Raw genomic sequence first — 19,891 nt, 5'->3', positions numbered from 1 at the left:
TGGATCATCGTCGCCATTATGCGTTGCTATGCATCTCCGCAATCTATCATGCTTGGCCAGCGGATTGGCCAACGCGTGATCCATCCCTGCCTGCAAGCGGCAGCGCCACACCGAACTCGTCGCTTCGGTGTGGCTTTCGAAATCGGAAAACGATGCGTATCGTCGGTCAGTCTTCGGTGTCCTCGCTCTCGTCGGTCAGATCCGCGACCGGGACCAGGAAAACAACGAACTCGTCCTCGATGGTCCGTTCGGGATCATCGTCGAATTCATAGGCGTGCTCGACTTCGCTGGCTTCCTCGGCGGTCGCCTTGCGCAGGCTGAGCGCCGCCTTACGGTCCCACAGGGGTTTGCCTTCGGACTCCAGGATGGTCAGATCGTCGCGAAAGTCCGCCGCCTCGAAGAAATGGGTGGCTTCCTCGTGATTTTCGGAGCGAAAGCTGGCAACGGCACGGCCGGCGATTTCTACGGTAAAGTAATCCATCCATCTCTCTCATATTAGCGACAGTGCTGCCGCACGGTATTGGCGTTCCGCGCCTGGCCGGGGGCCGATGCGGCGCGAGGAAACTGGGCATTTTGGAATGTCCAGGCGAGTTATCCTAACAGATCTCATCCCGGCAATGGACGAAAAGATACCAGTGCGGGGGAGGCTGGGTTCGTTCGAGGCACGGCAACAAAAAGCGGCCCAGTTTCCCGGGCCGCTTGCATGTCGATGCCTTAAGAGCGCTCAGATGAGCTTGGCGAAAGCGACAGCCGTGTCGGACATGCGGCTGGAGAAGCCCCATTCATTGTCGTACCAGGACAGGACGCGCACGAAATTGCCTTCCATGACCTTGGTCTGATCGGTTGCGAGGATCGAGGAATGGCTGTCGTGGTTGAAGTCACGGGAGACGAGCGGCTCGTCGGTGTAGCCGAGGACGCCTTTCAGCTTGCCGTTTGCAGCAGCCATGATGGCCTCGTTGATTTCGCCAACGCTGGTGGCTTTCTTGGCGACGAACTTGAAGTCGACGACGGAAACGTTCGGAGTCGGAACGCGGATCGAGGTGCCGTCGAGCTTGCCCTTCAGATGCGGCAGAACGAGGCCGACTGCCTTGGCGGCGCCTGTCGAGGTCGGGATCATCGAAAGTGCGGCGGCGCGGGCGCGATACAGGTCCTTGTGCATCGTGTCGAGCGTCGGCTGGTCGCCGGTGTAGGAGTGGATCGTCGTCATGAAGCCGTGGTCGATGCCGACGGCGTCGTCGAGAACCTTCACGACCGGCACCAGGCAGTTGGTGGTGCAGGACGCATTGGAGATGACCATATGCTCCTTGGTGAGCTGGTCATGATTGACGCCGAAGACGACAGTCAGGTCGGCACCGTCTGCAGGTGCCGAAACGATGACGCGCTTGGCGCCGGCCGTCAGGTGGGCGGCAGCCTTGTCGCGGGAGGTGAAGATGCCGGTGCATTCCATCGCGATGTCGACGCCGAGTTCGCGGTGCGGAAGCGTCGCCGGATCCTTCATGGCGGTGACCTTGATCGGCTTGCCGTTGCCGACGATGATCGAGTCACCCTCGACTTTCACGGTGGCCGGGAAGCGGCCATGGATCGAGTCGTAGCGCAGCAGGTGGGCATTGGTTTCGACGGGGCCGAGGTCGTTGATGGCGACGACTTCGATGTCGGTGCGGCCGGATTCGACGATGGCGCGAAGGACGTTGCGGCCGATGCGGCCGAAGCCGTTGATGGCAACCTTGACTGTCATGTTCATTCACTCCCGATAGAGTAAGGCCCGATACAGCCGGGCCGGGAATTGAGGAGATGGAGAGCGCCTCAAGGCGCCCTCATTAGAGCTTTGCTTCAGCGGCCGCAACGACGGCGTCGGCAGTGATACCGAAATGCTTGTAAACATCCTTCACCGGGCCGGAAGCACCGAAGCCCTTCATGCCGACAAAAGTGCCTTCCGGTCCGATAAAGGCATCCCAGCCTTCGCGGACGGCGGCTTCGACGGCAATCTTGACCGGCGAGTTACCGAGGATTTCCTTGCGATAGGCGTCCGGCTGCTCGAAGAACAGTTCCGTGCAGGGAACTGATACGACGCGCACCGTGACACCCTTGGCTTCAAGGGCTGCGCGGGCGGCGACGGCGATTTCGACCTCCGAGCCGGAGGCGAAGATCGTCACCTTGGCGTCGGCATTGCCGGCCAGCGTGTAGGCACCCTGTTCGCAGAGGTTCTTTTCGCTGTATTCGGTGCGAGCTGCGAGCAGGTTCTGGCGCGTCAGAGCAAGGCCCGAAGGACGGTTGTGCGTCTTGACGGCGATCTGCCAGCACTCCGCCGTTTCCGTGGCGTCGGCCGGACGGAAGACCATCAGGTTAGGGATGGCGCGCAGACCGGCGAGCTGTTCGACTGGCTGGTGCGTCGGGCCGTCTTCGCCGACGCCGATCGAGTCATGCGTCAGGACATGGATGACACGGATGCCCATCAGCGAAGCAAGGCGGATCGGCGGACGGCAATAATCCGAGAAGATCAGGAAGCCACCGCTATAGGGAATGAGGCCGCCATGCAGCGCGATGCCGTTCATCGCAGACGCCATGCCGTGCTCGCGGATGCCCCAATGCATGTAACGGCCGGCGAAATCCGTCGGCGTGATCGAGTGCATCTGGCTGGTCTTGGTGTTGTTCGACGGCGTCAGATCGGCGGAACCGCCGAGCGTTTCCGGCAGGAAGCCGTTGATGACCTCGAGCGCATCTTCCGAAGCCTTGCGGGTAGCAACGGTCGGCTTGGTCTCGGCGAGCTTCTTCTTGTAGGCGCTGATTGCGGCGTCGAAGCCTTCCGGCAGTTCGCCTGCCATACGGCGAGTGAATTCGGCTTTGGCCGGAGCCTTGGCCAGACCCTGTTCCCAGGCGTTGACGAGATCGACGGAGCGGGCACCAGCTGCACGCCAAGTGTCCAAGACGTCCGACGGGATGACGAAGGGTTCAGCTTCCCAGTTCAGCGCCTTGCGCGTGGCGGCGATTTCCTCGGCGCCGAGCGGATTGCCGTGGACCTTATGGGTGCCCTGCTTGTTCGGGGCGCCGAAGCCGATGATCGTCTTGCAGGCGATGAAGGTCGGGCGGTCGGAGTTGTGAGCAGCTTCGATCGCGTCGGCGATTGCGGCCTGATCGTGACCGTCGATCTCGATCGTGTTCCAATGAACGGCCTTGAAACGGGCGATCTGATCGGTGGAATCCGAGAGAGATACGGCACCGTCGATGGTGATCGAGTTGTTGTCCCAGAACAGAACGAGCTTGTTGAGCTTCAGGTGGCCGGCGAGCGCGATGGCTTCGTGGCTGATGCCCTCCATGAGGCAACCGTCGCCGCAAATTGCATAGGTATAGTGATCCTGAAGATCGGCGCCGAATTCCTCGCGCAGCTTGCGTTCGGCAATCGCCATGCCGACGGAATTGGCAATACCCTGGCCGAGCGGACCGGTTGTCGTTTCAATGCCGGTGGCGTGACCGTATTCCGGATGACCGGCGGTCTTCGAGCCGAGCTGACGGAACTGCTTCAGGTCTTCGATCGTCATGTCGGGATAGCCGGTCAGATACAGCAACGAATAGAGCAGCATCGAGCCATGGCCGGCCGAGAGTACGAAGCGATCGCGGTTCGGCCAGTGCGGCTTCTTCGGATCGAACTTCAGATATTTGGTGAACAGGACCGTTGCCACATCAGCCATGCCCATCGGCATGCCGGGGTGGCCGGAGTTCGCCTTTTCAACGGCGTCCATGGCGAGAAAACGGATTGCATTCGCCATCCGGTCGTGTTGTTCGGGAGAGGTCATGGCTTTTCCGCAAGTTCCGGGTGTCGGGGGATGGCCTCGAGCCTCCAAGACCATCGAGTGAAAGCGGCAGAGACATAGCAGTTGGGGCGGGCAAGTCAATAAATGGCAAGCCAAATCCGGGCGGGCAATGGCGATTTTTGACATTTGATCGCGCGATTGTACAAATGACGAATCGCCTCCGTCGGCCTATGTAAAACGCTCATCCACAGGATAGGCCGGTGGGCAAGTGACAGGATTTATTGACGGGCCGTCGGCGAGCTGCATATCCTTTTTAAATCGCAGGATCGGCGCGGCGTGCCGATTCGCGGATCCTGCGCGGGAATCGGGAAGGCATGATGCCCACAGGCAAAACCATGGAAGCAGCTCTGAACGAATTGAGACAGGCGATTTCGGGCCTCGAAAACGCCGTCGACATGCGGGTCGAGCGGCAGCGCGAGCAGGGCGAGATCGAGGGCGAGGTGCGGCGCGTGCACGCCGACCGTTCGCGGCTGGCGCAGGAGCTCGACCAGGCCGAATTCCGCGCCAACCGGCTTGAGGAAGTCAACCGTGAGGTATCGCGGCGGCTGGTGACGGCCATGGAGACGATCCGCGCGGTTCTGGATCGCTAGAACAGGATGATTTTGGGCCAAGTTGGCCCAAAATCTGAATCCTGTTTTAATTTAAGAGTTGAGCATGATGTCGTCGGAAAACCGCGCATATTTTTCGGCATCATGCTCTCGCAGAAAGAGTTTGGCATGGCGCAGGTGACGGTGACGATCGACGGCAAGGCCTATCGTATGGCCTGCGAAGAAGGGCAGGAGGATCACTTGACCGATCTCGCCACTGGTTTCGACCGCTATGTCGGCCATCTCAAGGGGCAGTTCGGGGAAATCGGCGATCTCAGGATCACCGTCATGGCCGGTATCATGATCATGGACGAGATTTCCGAGTTGACGCGCCGCGTGGCCGGGCTGGAATCCGAGCTCGAGTCGCTGCGCGGCAACCGCGACACGGTGCTTGCGGCCACCGCCCGCACCGAGGAAAATCTTGCGGCGGCGCTCAGTGAGGTTTCAAGCCGCATTCGCGGCATCACCGACAAACTGAACGGCCGGTCCGCACCCGAACTCAATTGATCTCAATTAAATAAGAACGACGTGCCGCCACCACTGGCGCGCTGGCGCAAACGACCTTATATATCGCGATGCGGTCTGCGCCTCTCGACAGGAACCACAATCCCTGGGGCCATACTCGATCCAAAGGGAGCTGTCCCTGGCCAGGCCCGTGGGCCTGGACACACGGCGCCCACCTACGTTTGTAGGCACCCAGGATCGTAAACATCCATCGGTGGTCGTGGATCGCACCTTCCCCCTCTTGTATTTTAATGATTTGGGCCTGGGTAACCAAGAGAGTTTGGCCGCGAGCTGAATGGCTTTGGTGTGCCCACTTCGTTCAAAGCTGAGCGGCAACTCCAGCCTGTACATGTACGTGCCTAGACTCAGAGGCTGTAATCGTCAGAGGGAACGAATACTGGTGTTCGCGAATGTCGCCGCAGAATTTCTTGAATGGAGTGTTGTAAAATGCACGAAGTATAAAATGCACAAATCGAAATGGACTTAATGCACCTGTCACGGGTATGCGACAATTTTTGTATTGTCCGAAAGTAACATGCGACATTGGATGGTCGTAGTCTATGAAGGCGTCTCGATCGAAATCGAATCTAACAGGAGAAGTCACGATGTTTTTGAAAATGACATCACCATACATTTCGTCATTCTCGTAAACATCACTATTATTCTGATATTCAAGTAAATCAGGAGATGGGAAGAAGGCCAGCCTGTGTTTTGTTAGCTCGTCGCCCTCGAAAGTATAAAGCATTTGTAGCACACCTCCATCAATCAACCTTATATTGTAGGAGCGTTTTTCTCGAAGACTCTCATAAACGTCGATGTAGGCAATGTTTTTTAACGTGATGGATAGGTCATCTAAATTACCAAAGCCAATGGTTTTGATGCCGTTGTTTTCCGCCTTAAGTGTTGGGAAGTTTTGATCAACACACAAGCCAACCGAGATCAAGTCGGCGGTTAGCTCCTCGATTTGCGTCCTGATTTGCTCAGCCGTTGCCATTCCCGGCTCCGGAATTCAAAAGACGGCGGAGTTCGTCAACTTGATGCTTGGGCAGATCTTCCACAAGAACTTTCCCTGCAGCAATGTCTTCAACAAGAGTGGAAAGACTCGTTGCTGCACCTTTAATTTTTCTCTGCTCTTCAGGTGTCAGATCGCGATTGATGACGCGCAAGTGTTTTCGTGTCTCTTCATTGGGATAGACGAATGTCAGCTCGTAATTGTTCTTCTCGACGCGGCCAAATTCCTGCGTTAGCTTTTCCATATCCGCCCCAACCCCAAGCACTTTCACCCAAGCTTTGCTGCGAGTGATCGCGGTGAAGAGCTGATTTCTGACTCGGCCTAGATTGCCAAAAGCGGTGAAGCAGTCGTGAGCATTCATAACGTATACCATACCGGCTTCGTTTCCCTTGGCGCGGAAAATGCCGGTAAATGCCACCGAGGCTTCGTCCTTCTTAAAGAAAACATCAGAAGAGGTGTCTACGCCTGCAACATGAGACTGAATTCCACGTTCGAACAATATCTTTCTAGGCAGGCCGACTTGTTTAACAGTGGTCACCGGGTCAGGGTTGATGACTATGATGTCGTCATAATTTAGTTCTTCATTCTTGAGATTGTTTTCAATCGAGTTAGCAAGCCACGTCGCCTGATCTGCGACAGTTTTGAAGACAATGAATTCCACCAGCCTATCGATTTCGCCGGGTCTCTCTAGAAATTCCGGGCTTGAATGAGTTGTTCGCGTTAGTGTTACGCTCTGACCGTCTCGCAATGCACCGGACTTTACCTCATATCCAACATCCTCCCACAGACCGGCTCTATCAAACATCTGGATTAAGCCGGTGCCGGTTTTAAGGTCAACGTCACGATAAATACCGAAACCAAGTGCGTGTGCGGTTGCTAGTACCGGCCTTGAGTTGCGGTAGCATTTTTCGAGTATGATATCTTGACTTGGTTGGCCGGGGAGGGGGGCTTGAAAAACCACATTCGGTGTGCCGTCCGGCTTGAGCCCAAACATCTCTTCGGGAGGTGGTAGGCTACTTTCGGTAAGTGACTGCAATTCATCATAAGCATAAACTAAACGCTTCGTCTCACCGAGAGCCAAATAGCACAATCTTAGGAAGTTAGGATTGAAATCTTGAGCTTCGTCAACCAAGACGACGTCAAAGATCGGTTTTGCGTTCGTGACAGAATTCAGGGCGAGGTCCACCACACCTTCGAAGGCACGTGCGAGCGAGAAGCGATCTTTCGCAGTTTGGAAATCGAAAAATTCAAGTCCATTCGCTTGGCAAAACTGATAGTAAACCCCAGTCCGGGTATTTCCGCCGGGTGCGCCCCATGCGTTAAGAACTTGGATGTTTTCCCAGACAGGCATCTCGCCAGTTTGTTCTACAACGAACGTTTCAATCAGCCTGTGAAACTGGTCCTTCAGGGACCGAGTGTTGAACGTGACCGCAATTTTCCATTCGGGATGTTGCGCATGTAGATAAGCAGCTTTAAGTGCTAAAATAATTGTCTTGCCTGAACCGGCGAGTCCGCGAATCCGCTGCACACCTGAGACGGTTTCAATCACCGCTCTGCTCTGGAGCGAATCTAGCGTAGCGATCGAATCCTCGAGTTCTTTGAGGCGTGCGCCTCTCGAAGTTACGTTTGTAATCTGACGGCGGCGCTTACCTTTTCTAATGGAAGAGATTGACTGAATTACAGAATGAACAGCAGAATAAAGTTCCGGGTTGTCCCAATGAATATTCGATAAAACCTCAACCAGATTCGCATCACCAGCAATCAAATAAGCCTCATCATTCGAAGCGGCTTTTATCGAAGGACCATAGGTCACGACCGTAGGTGGGGCTAGAAGCAAGCGGCCTTTCATCAAGGTCTTGTGCGGGCGTAGCTTCGTTTCAAGATTGTTTGCGAATTCGTCCTGAATGTCTTCGAAGCCGCTTGCATCTCTGCCTTCGACCAGATGGAAGATGACGATGCCGTGCGCCGGGCTGACCCAAAGTGCATCGATTGAGTTCACGCCCTCTGCGGCAGACAGCACGGGATAGCCGACGTAAAGCACGCCTTCTTCACCGAATGACGCTTCGATGTGAGCCGCAAGACTTTGGCTAGCTACCGGCTTCCTGGTGGAACCCCATACAATTTCAGTCATAAGTTTTCATCGCTGCGTCACGTATTCAATTTGTGCTCTTCAACCATCTTTATCTGATGCCGTTCGAGTAAGAAAGCCGGTAGCTTCCAAGATGCCTACTTCAAGTTTTTACGAGGACGAAGGCTTTGTCGGCGGTTGGAATTTACGGCGCTTTTATCCAGGTTCTAAGATAAATTGCAGTCAAAACAAATAATTATACTCTGAGTTTGCGCGCGCCTAGGATCGTAAACATCCATCTTTCGTCGTGGATCGCAATTCCCTTTCATCATGGACGAAGACGCGGGCTTGGCGGGCGAGCGCGGTTTTGCGTCCGCCTCTTTCAGTGTGTTCGTTACTTTTTCAGACCCGGAAGGGTGAGCTGGAAGACCTGGAACAGCGTGTCGACGTCGGCGCCGCCGTCCGCCTTGTAGACCGCACCCACCTGGAAACCGTCCTGCGTCAGGAAGTCGTTGTCATTGGCGACGAACAGGAAGTAGTCGTCCGGCAGGTTCGGGTCGAGTACGCTTGCAAGACCCATGGCTTCCCATTTTTCCGACAGATTGTTCTTGTCGTTCGGTGCGCCGTTGTGCAGGCCGAAGCGGGCAAGCTCGGCCTTGTCGTTGATGTCGATGAAGGGTGTCAGCGTCGCCGGCGTCAGCGAAGGATCGACAACGCCCTTCGGCGCGATCGGCTTGTCGGCATCGAAATCGGTGTCGGCAATATCGGTCGCATTGGAAACGTCGACGATATTGATCTTGCGGTAGAGCGAGGTGTCGCCCTTCATGCCCTGACCGTTGCCGCTGTCGCGGGCGAGCATCAGGAATGTCTTGTCGGAAAGGGCGACGATTTCGCTCTCGGCGGCGATCACCGTCTTGTCCTTGGCATCCTTGAAGACCGACAGCGGTACGACATATTCGTGCACCAGCTTCAGATGATCGGGATCGGCGGCGTCATAGATCATGGCGCGGGTATTCTGACGGGTCGAGCTGGAATCGCCGCCGTCCTGGCGGGCCGCCGACTGCAGCACCGATATGATGAACTTGCCGTCCGGCGTCATCGCCATGCCTTCGAGACCCTGGTTGTTCTGGCGTCCGGTCTCCGGATCCTTCGGATCAGGAGCGGATGCGCCGGGGCCGGGATTGTTGGAGGCGAAGCTCAACGCGCCTTTACGCATCGGCAGAAGCGCCTTCGGCGGCTGGGTCGCCGAGAGCAGGTGGCCGTCGGCTGCGAAGCGGTAGATATAGGGGCCGTATTCGTCGCTGACGAACATGCTGCCGTCGGCCATGCGGATGACGGCTTCATTGTCGAGCGCGATCTTGCCGTTCACCGCCTGCGGCAGTGGCGGAAAATTGCCGGCAGCAGCACGCACGCCGGATTCCGGGTCGAGACCGGTCATGTCAGCGCCCTTGTCATCGACAAAGAGCGTGGAATCGACAAGCTTTGCGTCGACGCCGGACTGCTCCTTGCCGGCCTCGGGCGCCGTACCCGGAGCGGTCGGCGTCAGGCCGATTGCGATGGTGTTGAGGCGCGGACGATAGTCGACTGTGCCGGCGGCATTGTAACCCCGGTCGGGCAACAGGTAGAGCGTGCCCTTGTAGCCGGCGCCGTCGCGGCTCCAGGCGGCGGGATCGATTGCCATGCCAGAGCCGGAACCGAAGGTCTCACCGAATTTATCGCGCAGGTTGGCCGGGATGCGGCCGATGCCGACCAGGCCTTTGTTGATGAAGGTGAGGCCGCCGGCGGTGGCGGAATTCTCGGCCATTGCGACCGTCGGAATAGCGGCGGATGCAGCAAGAACCGCGGCGAGCAGCCGCGATGCATATGGTCTGACGTGCTTCATGAAAATACCCTCTCGATCAAAATCGCTCTCGAAACGGCTTCCGCCGTGAGGCCGGACACCGCTTCAAATGAAACCCCCGGCCTACAGCGCCGCGCCTCCGTTCAGACGCGCAAAGGACGCTGTAGCACGTTGAGCTGCTGCATAATTTGTCCTTCAATCGATGCCGATCTAAGGAATTATGCAGTGGGATTCGATTTCCCGATGGCAAACGCGCCCTGGATTTCGTCACCCATCTCCCCGTCAGACGGTCTATGATGGGATCATGATATCTGGATGACGCTTTGCAGCGAAAAGGCCGTGCGAGAGAATGTCGGGCTCTTGCGTGTCCGCACTCCCGCTTGCTGCTCAATCCAACCGGATAAGGTTCTTCGGCGACGGAGGCTATAAAGACTGACGTTTGCGGACAACGCATAAATGATGCATGGGCATGCAGAAATGCTCTGATGAGTGGCCCAAGAGGCAAAGCGGTTCGACCGCCGGATCATTATTCCGACTGGCCTTCGAGATCGCTTCTCAACCGGTCGAGGATCGACAGAGCATGCCCGGCATAGGCGCTGATCCAACGGTCATGGATGTGCTTTATCGGCAGGCTGTTCAGGTGGTTCCAACGTTCGCGGCCCTCCTTCCTGGCAATGACCAGATCGGCTTCTTCGAGCACTTTCAGATGCTGCATCACCGTGCAGCGGTCCATCTGTGGAAACATCTCGCAGAGCGTCCCTGTGGTGCGGGGGGCATCCTTGAGCAGGTCGAGGATTTCGCGGCGGCGATGATGCGCCAGCGCTTTGAAAACGGGGTCGTCGGTCGATTCGCTTGACATGTTATGTTTTTATAACATAATGGGCCTGCGTACAATCGAATAAGAGCACAATGGTGAAGAGGAGAAGTATCATGTCTCTCGGAATCCGTGTTTCGGGGCGCATCGCCCGCCCCGTCGCAGAGGTGTTTGACGCCGTCGTCAACCCGAAGAAGCTCAGCAGCTATTTCACCACGATCGGCGGGGCGAGCGCGCCGCTGGTGCAAGGTACGACGGTGACCTGGTGGAAGGACGCCCAAGTGGAGGTGGTCGAACTCGTGCCGGAAAGCCGCATCGTGCTCCGCTGGGACGGCGGCACCGGCCACGACAAGACAACCTATAAGACGTCGGTGGAGATGAACTTCAAGCCGCTGGAGGATGGCGGCACCTTGGTGACCATCGCCGAGACCGGCTGGCGCGAGGATGAGGCCGGCCGACGCGGCACCTACCTCAATTGCGAAGGCTGGACGCAGATGCTCTGCTGCATGAAGGCGTTTGTCGAATACGGCATCAATCTGCGCGAGGGCATGTTCCTCAGCGAAATGAAGGGAGAGCCGGCCAGCGCGCCGGATGTCTGACGAACCTCAAGGAGATCAGGCGGCGCAATCGTCGCATTCGCCAATTGGGGCGAGACTTCGCTTGCCTGTCACACTGCGGGTGCTAATTTCCGGATTCGATACGTCATCTCGATTTTCAGGAGATTCATTATGCAGCTTGGTATGGTCGGTTTAGGCCGCATGGGCAATTACATGGTTCAGCGGTTGATGCGGGGCGGTCATGAATGCGTCGTTTACGACGCCAGGCCGGAAAGCGTCGCCGAACTCGCAGGCCTCGGTGCGACCGGCAGTGCCTCGCTCGAAGAGTTCGTCTCGAAGCTCACCCATCCGCGGGCGATCTGGCTGATGCTGCCGGCGGCGATCGTCGACAAGGTGCTGGCGAGCCTGGTGCCGCTGCTTGAGAATGGCGATATCGTCATCGACGGCGGCAACTCCTACTACCACGACGATATCCGCCGCGGCGCCGAACTCATCACCAAGGGCATCCACTATGTCGATGTCGGCACCAGCGGCGGCGTGTTCGGCTTGGAGCGCGGTTATTGCCTGATGATCGGCGGCGAGAAGAGCACCGTCCAGCATCTTTCCCCAATCTTCGCGACGCTGGCGCCTGGCGCCGGCAAAACGGAAGCCTCGCCGAACCGTACCGCCGAAGCGGCTGCGGTGAGCACGGCCGAACAGGGCTACCTGCATTGCGGCCCGCATGGCGCCGGCCATTTCGTCAAGATGGTGCATAACGGCATCGAATATGGTCTGATGGCCGCCTATGCCGAGGGCCTCAACATCCTGCAACACGCCAATATCGGCGCCGCCTCGCATGAGGCTGACGCGGAAACCGCGCCGCTCGCCCATCCCGAACATTTTCAATACGACTTCAACCTGCAGGACGTCGCCGAAGTCTGGCGCCGCGGCAGCGTCATCACCTCCTGGCTGCTCGACCTCACAGCCGATGCGCTGCATGCCGATCCGGCGCTGTCGAAATATGCCGGTCGAGTCTCCGACAGCGGCGAAGGCCGCTGGACGATCATGGCGGCGATCGACGAAAGCGTGCCGACCCCGGTGCTGAGTGCGGCGCTCTACGGCCGCTTTTCCTCGCGCGACAACGACGAATTCGCCAACAAGGTGCTGTCGGCAATGCGTGCAGGTTTCGGCGGCCACGTGGAGAAGCCCGCACCGAAATCCTGAAGGCCAGCGGGTTTCCACCCGCACGACAAGGCCGTCATCCTGAAATAGCGGGCGCACGCTTGGCTCCAGGGCGGCGGCAACATCGGCCTCTCCTAGCCATCGGTATGGCTTTCCTACTGCTTGCTGGCGGCCACGCTCGCGCGTATCCATGGCTGAAAGAGGAATGTCGGGGCTGTTCATCCGGGCGACGACACTCCATTGAGGGCAGCTATGGAACGTGACAGGGCAGGGCTCTTGAGGGCCGTCAGATCAGGCGCGCTGGCGTTCATCGTGCTTTTGGGAGTGGTTTCGCCAAGCTTCGCCCGGGCAGCTCAGGCGCAAGCGCCGGCCACGTCCGCCCCGCCGGCGCAAGTGCGTGAGATGATGCAGCTCATGCAGACGCCCGAGGTCAAGCAGTGGATGTCGATGCAGATGGCGACAGCACCTGCGGGCGGTTCCGCGGCTGCGGATCAGATGTCGGTGCTGTCTGGCCTGTTGCAGCACGTCCGCCGGCACGTCTCGATGGTCTCCGATGCGGCGATGACGCTACCTTTTCAGATCGGCAATGCATCCTCGCTGTTCTTCGGCGAAATCGCCGCAAACGGCTGGCCGCGCATGGTGGCGCAGTTCCTGGCGATCTTCCTGCTCGGCGCGGTTGTCGAGAGCATTGCCCGTTATGCCTTCCGCCGCCGCCGGCGTCGGCTGGCCGAGATGGCCGGCATGCATTTGGCGCCGCGGGTCATCCCAGCGCTGATCTTTGCGGCGGCAACGATGCTTGCGCTTCTCAGCCTCAGCTGGCCACCGCTCAGCCAGAGCATCGCGATCGTCTGCGTCGTCGCGCTCATCGTCCAACGCTTTACGATCTGTCTCGGCGGCGTGTTGGTCGATCTCATCGGGTTGGCGCGGGCCGAGGAGGAACGGCAAGGCATCACCGCTCCGACCATGCCGGGGCGCGCCGTGGCGCTCTTCTGGTACCGCCGTTGCGCGACTTTCGTCATCTATTTCATGCTTGGCTGGGCGGCGATCCAGTCGATGGAACCGCTCGGCTATTCCCCGAGTGCGCGGCTTCTCGTCGGCTACATCCTCGGCATCGGCTTGCTGTTCATTGCGATTGAAGCGGTCTGGTCGCGGCCGCACAAGGACGAGAGGCGCGGTCACGGGACCTCTTGGGCGCTCACTGTTTATTTCCTGTTGCTCTGGAGCCTGTGGGTCGCAGGCTTCAATTGGCTGCTCTGGCTCGGCATCTATGTGCTGCTGCTGCCGCGCGTGCTCGCCGTCTCGACGCTTGCGGTAAAATCGCTGCAGCAGACGGAAGCGAGCTTCCTGGCGGCGCGCCGCATTGCAGCCGTGCTGCTCGACCGCGGCGTGCGGGCACTGATCATTGCCGTTGCCGCCATCTGGCTTGGGCATATGCTCGGCGTCGGCGCCGATACGATGGCCGCCGGCGACACCATGGTCGACAAGATCGCGCGCGGGGTGATCGGCGGCATCGTCATCCTGCTTGCCGCCGATCTGCTCTGGCACGTCATCAAGGCCTATATCGACGGCAAGCTGCTCGAGTCATCCGTGGATGGTGCAGCCTCGGATGAGGAGAAGGCCAAACGCGCACGGATATTGACGCTGTTGCCGATCTTCCGCAATATCCTTGCCGTCGTCATTGCCGTCATCGCCGTTTTGATGGTGCTCTCCGGCCTCGGCATCGAGATCGGGCCGCTGATCGCCGGCGCCGGCGTCGTCGGCGTCGCGGTGGGCTTCGGTGCGCAGACGATCGTCAAGGACGTCATCAGCGGTATGTTCTATCTCTGGGACGATGCCTTCCGTATCGGCGAATATATCGAAAGCGGCAGCCACAAGGGCGTGGTCGAGGCTTTCAGCCTGCGCTCGGTGAAACTCAGACATCATCGCGGGCCGCTGACGACGGTGCCATTCGGCGAACTCGGCGCAGTGAAGAACCTCAACCGCGACTGGACGATCGACAAGATCAGCCTCAACGTCAAATACGACACCGATCTGGTCAAGGCGAAGAAAGTGATCAAGCAGATCGGCCAGACGCTGCTCGAAAATCCGGAATTCGGCCCGCATATCATCGAGACGCTGAAGATGAAGGGTGTCGAGCAGTTCGGCGAATTCGCGATCGAAATCCGGCTGTCGATGATGACGAAACCCGGCGAACAATTCGTCATCCGCCGCAATGCGCTGGCGATGATCCGCAACGCCTTCAAGGAAAATGGCATCGAATTCGCCGTGCCGACGGTGCAGGTGGCGGGTGATCGCGACGCGGAGGTCGATGCTGCCGTCGCCCGCTACGCCGCCCACGCGCGAGCGAATGGGGAACCGGCGGCCTAGCTGCCTCACATCGCGCCGGCGGCTGCAATCAGCAGGCCGCCGATGATCGCCATATTGGTTTTCCAGGTGTTGATCGCGCTTTCGCGGGCGGTTCCCTGCATATCCCAGAAATTCAGCAGCATGACCGTGGCGGCCAGAGTGAAGAGGATGAGACCGAATGCCGCTGCCGTGACGAAGAGGCCCAGCATCAGCAGCAGGCCGGCGACGATCTGGAACACGCTGCCCGAGAGCAGCACCCACTTCGCAAAAGGGACGCCGCGGGCCTCGATCGCGTCGGTCAGCGGCACGATGACGAAAAAATGATGAATGCCGCCAGCGACATAGAGGCCGCCCAGCAACAGACGGCCGAGGGCGATCATCATCAGTGCCGGGCCATCCAGCATATCGAATTGTTCTCCCGCGTCTCAAATCTCCGGCAAAGGCCAAGCTTGTCCAAAGCTTACGAAAATGCAATGTGCCGTTACGCTTGCCTGCGCAAATTCGCCCCAATTGAGGGTGATGGAGGCCCAGGCGGCGGGCTGGGGTAGCGGCGGCATGGCTTCATGGAGCTTATATGCCTGTCATGTTACGTCTTCCAAAAATGATTCCCGCCGAGCTGGCAATTGCAGCAGGATAAGAGATGTCGGGTCACGACAATTTGAAAGAGATGGAAGACGCGGACGGATTTTCTTTTCGCGGGTTATTTAGACGTTATAGGACACCGCTGACGGCAGCGGCGACACTCGTGGTCTTCTGCCTCGTCGGTTATGCGATCATGCAACTCACCAACGAGGTGCGCTATGACGACGTTGTCGATGCGCTGGCGGCGACCAGACCGAGCGCTATCATGCTGGCGTTTTTCTTCACGGCCCTAAGCTTCCTCTCGCTGATCTTCTACGATCTCAATGCGATAGAATATATCGGCAAGAAGCTGCCTTTCCCGCATGTGGCGCTGACGGCGTTCAGCGCCTATGCCGTCGGCAATACCGCCGGCTTCGGCGCGCTTTCCGGTGGCGCGATTCGCTATCGCGCCTATACACGCCTGGGGCTTTCGCCCGAAGATATCGGCCGCATCATCGCCTTCGTCACGCTTTCCTTCGGTCTCGGGCTTGCGGGCGTCGGGGCGATCGCTCTCATCATCATCGCCGATGAGATCGGCCCGCTCATAGGCGTCAGCGCCTTCCTGTTGCGGTTGATGGCCGGTTCGATCGTCGCCATTCTGGGCGCAGTGATGATCATCGGCCGTGATGGGCGCGTGCTCGATCTCGGCCCCGTGGCAATCCGCCTGCCGGATTCGCGCACCTGGTCACGGCAGTTCCTCGTCACCGCCTTCGATATCGCCGCCTCGGCGTCGGTGCTCTACGTGCTGCTGCCGCAGACGGCAATCGGCTGGCCGGTCTTCCTGGCCGTCTATGCGATCGCCGTCGGTCTCGGGGTGCTCAGCCATGTTCCGGCCGGGCTCGGCGTGTTCGAGACCGTGATTATCGCGTCGCTCGGCAGCGCGGTGAACATCGATGCTGTGCTCGGATCGCTGGTGCTCTACCGGCTGATCTATCATGTGCTGCCGCTGCTGATCGCCGTGCTCGCGGTGTCGGCGACGGAGCTGCGCCGTTTCGTCGACCATCCGGCCGCCTCCAGCGTGCGGCGCATCGGCGGAAGGCTGATGCCGCAGCTGCTGTCGGCTCTCGCCCTGCTGCTCGGCGTCATGCTGATCTTTTCGAGTGTCACGCCGACGCCGGACCAGAACCTCGAATTCCTCTCCAACTATCTGCCGCTGCCGATGGTGGAAGGCGCGCATTTCCTTTCCAGCCTGCTGGGGCTCGCGCTCGTCGTCGCTGCGCGCGGCCTCGGCCAGCGGCTCGACGGCGCCTGGTGGGTCGCGGTGTTCTCCGCCCTTGCCGCACTGACCTTGTCGCTGCTGAAGGCGATCGCGCTGGTCGAAGCGGCGTTTCTCGCCTTTCTCATCTTCGGGTTGTTCGTCAGCCGGCGGCTTTTTACCCGCCATGCCTCGCTGCTCAACCAGGCGCTGACGGCGTCCTGGCTGATGGCGATTGCCGTCATTGTCGTCGGCGCCGTCGTCATTCTGCTCTTCGTCTATCGCGATGTCGAATACAGCAACCAGCTCTGGTGGCAGTTCGAATTCACAGCCGAAGCGCCGCGCGGACTGCGCGCTGTTCTCGGCATCACCATCATCTCGTCGGCGATCGCCGTCTTCAGCCTGCTTCGGCCGGCGACCTTCCGGCCGGAACCGGCGACGGAGGAGGCGCTGGCGCGTGCCGTCGAGATTGTCGGCAAGCAGGGCAATGCCGACGCCAATCTGGTGCGCATGGGCGACAAGAGCATCATGTTCTCGGAAAAGGGTGATGCCTTCATCATGTATGGCCGGCAGGGCCGGTCCTGGATCGCGCTGTTCGATCCGGTCGGCGAACATCGCGCCGTGCAGGAACTCGTCTGGCGTTTCGTCGAAGCGGCGCGCGCCGCCGGCTGCCGGGCCGTGTTCTATCAGATTTCGCCGTCGCTGCTTTCTCCTTGCGCCGATGCCGGCCTTCGCGCCTTCAAGCTCGGCGAACTGGCAGTGACCGATCTGAGGGCCTTCGAGATGAAGGGCGGCAAATGGGCAAATCTTCGCCAGACGGCAAGCCGCGCCCAGCGCGACGGATTGGAATTTGCCGTCGTCGTACCTGAGGATGTGCCCTCGGTCATCGATGACCTCTCCGCCGTTTCCACGGCCTGGCTCGAGCATCACAACGCCAAGGAAAAGGGCTTTTCGCTCGGCGCCTTCGACCCTGACTACGTCGCCTCCCAGCCGGTCGGCATCCTGAAAAAGGATGGCATGATCGTCGCTTTCGCCAATATCCTCGTCACCGAATCCAGACAGGAAGGCACGATCGATCTCATGCGCTTCTCGCCGGATGCGCCGAAGGGTTCGATGGACTTTCTCTTCGTGCAGATCATGGAATATCTGCGCGGCGAGGGTTTCACCCATTTCAATCTTGGCATGGCGCCTCTCTCCGGCATGTCGAAACGCGAGGCGGCGCCCGTCTGGGACCGCATCGGCAGCACGGTCTTCGAACATGGCGAGCGCTTCTACAACTTCAAAGGCCTTCGGGCATTCAAATCAAAGTTTCATCCGCACTGGCAACCGCGCTATCTTGCGGTATCCGGAGGGGGCAATCCGATGATCGCGTTGATGGACGCGACGTTTCTGATCGGGGGCGGATTGAAAGGGGTAGTGAGAAAATGATCAGGACATTGCTTCTTGCCGCAGCATGCGCCTGCATGCTTGCGGCCGCACCGGCTGATGCCGCCGAGGAGACCACGCAGAGCTTTGAAACCGGGCTCATCCCGTCACCGCACATCTTCCTTCCGGAAGGGGAGGTAAAGGGCACGGTGATGCTGATCTCGGATGCCGCCGGTTGGGGCGACTATGAGAAGGCGGAGGCCGACAGGCTGGTCGCCGAAGGCGCCGTCGTCATCGGCGTCGACTTTCCCTCCTATATCCAGGCGCTCAACCAATATGATGTCAGCCTCAACGACGGCTGCATCTACATGGTTTCGGACATCGAATCTCTGAGCCAGCAGGTCCAGCGCGCGACCGGCAACAATGCCTATCACTTGCCGATCGTCGCCGGCATCGGCGAGGGCGGGGCCTTAGCGCTGGCGATTGCCGCGCAGACGCCGGATGCGACGATCGGCCAGACACTTGCCGTCGATCCGGTCGCCGGCATTCCGCTTGCCAAGGAGCTTTGCACGCCAGCTCCCAAGCAGGTCGTCGGCCAGCGCACCATGTATGGGCTCAGCGTCGGTGCCCTGCCGGATCCAATCGTCACCGTCTTCACGCCCAATGCCGCCAAGGATGGCAGGGCGCATGCCGAAGCGCTGAAAAAGGCCCATGCCGCGATCGAGATCCGCGATTCCACCGATGATGCGCAGACGGTGTTTGCCGATACGCTCGACGATCTCGTCACCGCTTCCGGCGCCTTCGGTAATCCGCTCGGCCTGCCGCTGGCGATCCTTGAGGCTACCCCCGCCCTCGATACGATGGCGGTGATCTATTCCGGCGACGGCGGCTGGCGCGACATCGACAAGGAGGTCGGCGGCACGCTGCAGAAGGAAGGCATTCCGGTCGTCGGCGTCGATTCGCTCCACTATTTCTGGTCGGAGCGCAAGCCGGAGGAAACTGCCGCCGATCTTTCGAAGATCATCGACTTCTACCGTAAGCAGTGGAAGGTCAAGCATGTGCTGCTCGTCGGATATTCCTTCGGCGCCGATGTCGTGCCTGCGACCTACCAGCTTCTCAAGCCAGCCGAAAAATCGGCGGTGGCGCAATTGTCGCTACTGTCGCTCTCGCACCAAGTCGACTACGTCATCTCCGTTCTCGGCTGGCTCGGCCAGAAGACGGATGGGGCCGGCGGCGATCCCGTCGGCGATCTGAAGAACATCGATCCAAAACTCGTGCAATGCATTTACGGCAAGGACGACGATGACGATGTCGCCTGTCCGGCATTGAAGGATAGCGGCGCCGAGGTCATCGAACTGCCCGGCGACCACCATTTCGACGAGAATTACGACCTTCTTACCAAGACGATCATCGACGGGCTGAAAAGACGCCTGCAGGATTAACGCATCAGCTTCTTTTCGCTCCAGCCGAGCTCGGCGAGTTCCCTGCCGCGAAACCGCGCGTCGTCGGCGACGATGAATTCGTTGAGCTGCGGCGGAGCGACGCTGGTGCCGGAGAGCATCGCATGCACTTGGCCGCGATGATGCGTCTGGTGCTGGAAAAGGTGCCCGAGCACGTCGTCCAGCCGCTCTTCCTGGATGCGGGCGCCGCGATGGAGGCTGGCGGTTGAGACCAGCCTCTCCGGCGTCAGAGCCTCGCAAAGTGCGGTCAGGCGCCGATCAACCTTCGCCTGCGCTTCTGCCAGCGATGAGATGTCGCCGAAGGGTTCGTCTGTCTCGAAGGCCTTGAGTCCGAGCGTGCCGCCCTCCAGGCCATCGACATAGAACCAGTCGACCGTGAGGATATGGTTCAAGGTTGCCTTGATCGAGGGGAAGAAGCTCGTGCGCGGCGCTTCGAATTCGCCGGGCTTCAGTGCCGCGCAGGCCTGAAGCAGACGGTGATTGGCAAGGGCGTTGTTATAGGCAAGTTTGCGAAATGCCCTGACGGGATCGAAGGTCGGCATCGGCAGCTTT

The 19,891-nt window shown here is 59.3% G+C and carries 16 protein-coding genes and 1 other RNA gene; 8 read left to right on the top strand and 9 right to left on the bottom strand.

Annotation, left to right across the window (positions count from 1 at the left end; all coding sequences use genetic code 11):
* Positions 1-166: 166 nt before the first annotated feature.
* The 3 genes from RCCGE510_RS15970 to tkt all read right to left on the bottom strand — a co-directional run bounded on the left by RCCGE510_RS15970 (position 167) and on the right by tkt (position 3,791).
* On the bottom strand, positions 167-481 hold the full coding sequence (locus RCCGE510_RS15970; protein WP_007631464.1) for a hypothetical protein: 315 nt from the start codon (positions 479-481) through the stop codon (positions 167-169).
* A gap of 243 nt (positions 482-724) precedes the next feature.
* Positions 725-1,735 carry a type I glyceraldehyde-3-phosphate dehydrogenase gene (gap, locus tag RCCGE510_RS15965; RefSeq protein WP_007631463.1) on the bottom strand — a complete coding sequence of 337 codons (1,011 nt, stop codon included), beginning with the start codon at positions 1,733-1,735 and terminating at the stop codon, positions 725-727.
* Between the two features lie 82 nt (positions 1,736-1,817).
* The gene (gene tkt, locus RCCGE510_RS15960; protein ID WP_007631462.1) at positions 1,818-3,791 is read right to left on the bottom strand and encodes a transketolase; all 1,974 of its coding nucleotides are present in this window, start codon (positions 3,789-3,791) and stop codon (positions 1,818-1,820) included.
* 332 nt (positions 3,792-4,123) lie between these two features.
* Here tkt and RCCGE510_RS15955 point away from each other — a divergent pair, with 332 nt between their 5' ends.
* The 3 genes from RCCGE510_RS15955 to ssrS all read left to right on the top strand — a co-directional run bounded on the left by RCCGE510_RS15955 (position 4,124) and on the right by ssrS (position 5,131).
* The gene (locus RCCGE510_RS15955) at positions 4,124-4,399 is read left to right on the top strand and encodes a DUF4164 domain-containing protein (protein ID WP_037078920.1); all 276 of its coding nucleotides are present in this window, start codon (positions 4,124-4,126) and stop codon (positions 4,397-4,399) included.
* A gap of 126 nt (positions 4,400-4,525) precedes the next feature.
* Positions 4,526-4,903: a cell division protein ZapA gene (locus RCCGE510_RS15950; RefSeq protein WP_007631460.1), complete on the top strand. Its 378-nt coding sequence runs from the start codon at positions 4,526-4,528 to the stop codon at positions 4,901-4,903.
* A 69-nt stretch (positions 4,904-4,972) separates the two neighbouring features.
* Positions 4,973-5,131: non-coding RNA, 6S RNA (gene ssrS / locus RCCGE510_RS33470), on the top strand.
* A gap of 88 nt (positions 5,132-5,219) precedes the next feature.
* Here the strand turns inward: ssrS and RCCGE510_RS15945 are convergent.
* From RCCGE510_RS15945 to RCCGE510_RS15930, 4 genes are all read right to left on the bottom strand, one after another.
* On the bottom strand, positions 5,220-5,894 hold the full coding sequence (locus RCCGE510_RS15945) for a DUF2290 domain-containing protein (protein WP_007631459.1): 675 nt from the start codon (positions 5,892-5,894) through the stop codon (positions 5,220-5,222).
* Entirely contained in the window at positions 5,881-8,043 is a 2,163-nt protein-coding gene (locus RCCGE510_RS15940) for an ATP-binding domain-containing protein (protein ID WP_007631458.1), read from the bottom strand. Before RCCGE510_RS15940 ends, RCCGE510_RS15945 begins: the two co-directional genes overlap by 14 nt.
* Before the next feature lie 331 nt (positions 8,044-8,374).
* Entirely contained in the window at positions 8,375-9,862 is a 1,488-nt protein-coding gene (locus RCCGE510_RS15935; protein ID WP_007631455.1) for an esterase-like activity of phytase family protein, read from the bottom strand.
* A 484-nt stretch (positions 9,863-10,346) separates the two neighbouring features.
* Positions 10,347-10,679, bottom strand: a complete 333-nt coding sequence (locus RCCGE510_RS15930; RefSeq protein ID WP_007631452.1) for a metalloregulator ArsR/SmtB family transcription factor — start codon at positions 10,677-10,679, stop codon at positions 10,347-10,349.
* Between the two features lie 71 nt (positions 10,680-10,750).
* Between RCCGE510_RS15930 and RCCGE510_RS15925 the strand changes: the two genes are divergently transcribed.
* From RCCGE510_RS15925 to RCCGE510_RS15915, 3 genes are all read left to right on the top strand, one after another.
* Positions 10,751-11,233, top strand: a complete 483-nt coding sequence (locus RCCGE510_RS15925; RefSeq protein ID WP_007631450.1) for an SRPBCC domain-containing protein — start codon at positions 10,751-10,753, stop codon at positions 11,231-11,233.
* Positions 11,234-11,362: 129 nt separating this feature from the next.
* Positions 11,363-12,394, top strand: coding sequence for a phosphogluconate dehydrogenase (NAD(+)-dependent, decarboxylating) (gene gnd / locus RCCGE510_RS15920; protein ID WP_007631448.1), 1,032 nt, complete (start codon positions 11,363-11,365; stop codon positions 12,392-12,394).
* Between the two features lie 210 nt (positions 12,395-12,604).
* Positions 12,605-14,719 (top strand): mechanosensitive ion channel family protein, encoded by a 2,115-nt coding sequence (locus tag RCCGE510_RS15915; protein WP_037078916.1) that lies wholly within the window; start codon positions 12,605-12,607, stop codon positions 14,717-14,719.
* A gap of 5 nt (positions 14,720-14,724) precedes the next feature.
* On the opposite strand, the gene RCCGE510_RS15910 is transcribed toward RCCGE510_RS15915, so the two are convergent.
* The gene (locus RCCGE510_RS15910) at positions 14,725-15,102 is read right to left on the bottom strand and encodes a DoxX family protein (protein ID WP_007631446.1); all 378 of its coding nucleotides are present in this window, start codon (positions 15,100-15,102) and stop codon (positions 14,725-14,727) included.
* Positions 15,103-15,338: 236 nt separating this feature from the next.
* On the opposite strand from RCCGE510_RS15910, the gene mprF reads away from it, so the two are divergent.
* Positions 15,339-17,942, top strand: a complete 2,604-nt coding sequence (mprF, locus tag RCCGE510_RS15905; RefSeq protein ID WP_007631445.1) for a bifunctional lysylphosphatidylglycerol flippase/synthetase MprF — start codon at positions 15,339-15,341, stop codon at positions 17,940-17,942.
* Positions 17,939-19,321, top strand: a complete 1,383-nt coding sequence (locus RCCGE510_RS15900) for an AcvB/VirJ family lysyl-phosphatidylglycerol hydrolase (protein ID WP_007631444.1) — start codon at positions 17,939-17,941, stop codon at positions 19,319-19,321. Before mprF ends, RCCGE510_RS15900 begins: the two co-directional genes overlap by 4 nt.
* Here RCCGE510_RS15900 and RCCGE510_RS15895 read toward each other — a convergent pair.
* Positions 19,318-19,881 (bottom strand): DinB family protein, encoded by a 564-nt coding sequence (locus RCCGE510_RS15895; protein WP_007631442.1) that lies wholly within the window; start codon positions 19,879-19,881, stop codon positions 19,318-19,320. The genes RCCGE510_RS15900 and RCCGE510_RS15895 overlap by 4 nt on opposite strands.
* Positions 19,882-19,891: the final 10 nt, after the last annotated feature.

The organism is Rhizobium sp. CCGE 510 (genome assembly GCF_000292525.1).
Lineage (GTDB): Bacteria > Pseudomonadota > Alphaproteobacteria > Rhizobiales > Rhizobiaceae > Rhizobium.
This window is presented reverse-complemented; position numbering and strand designations above follow the sequence as displayed.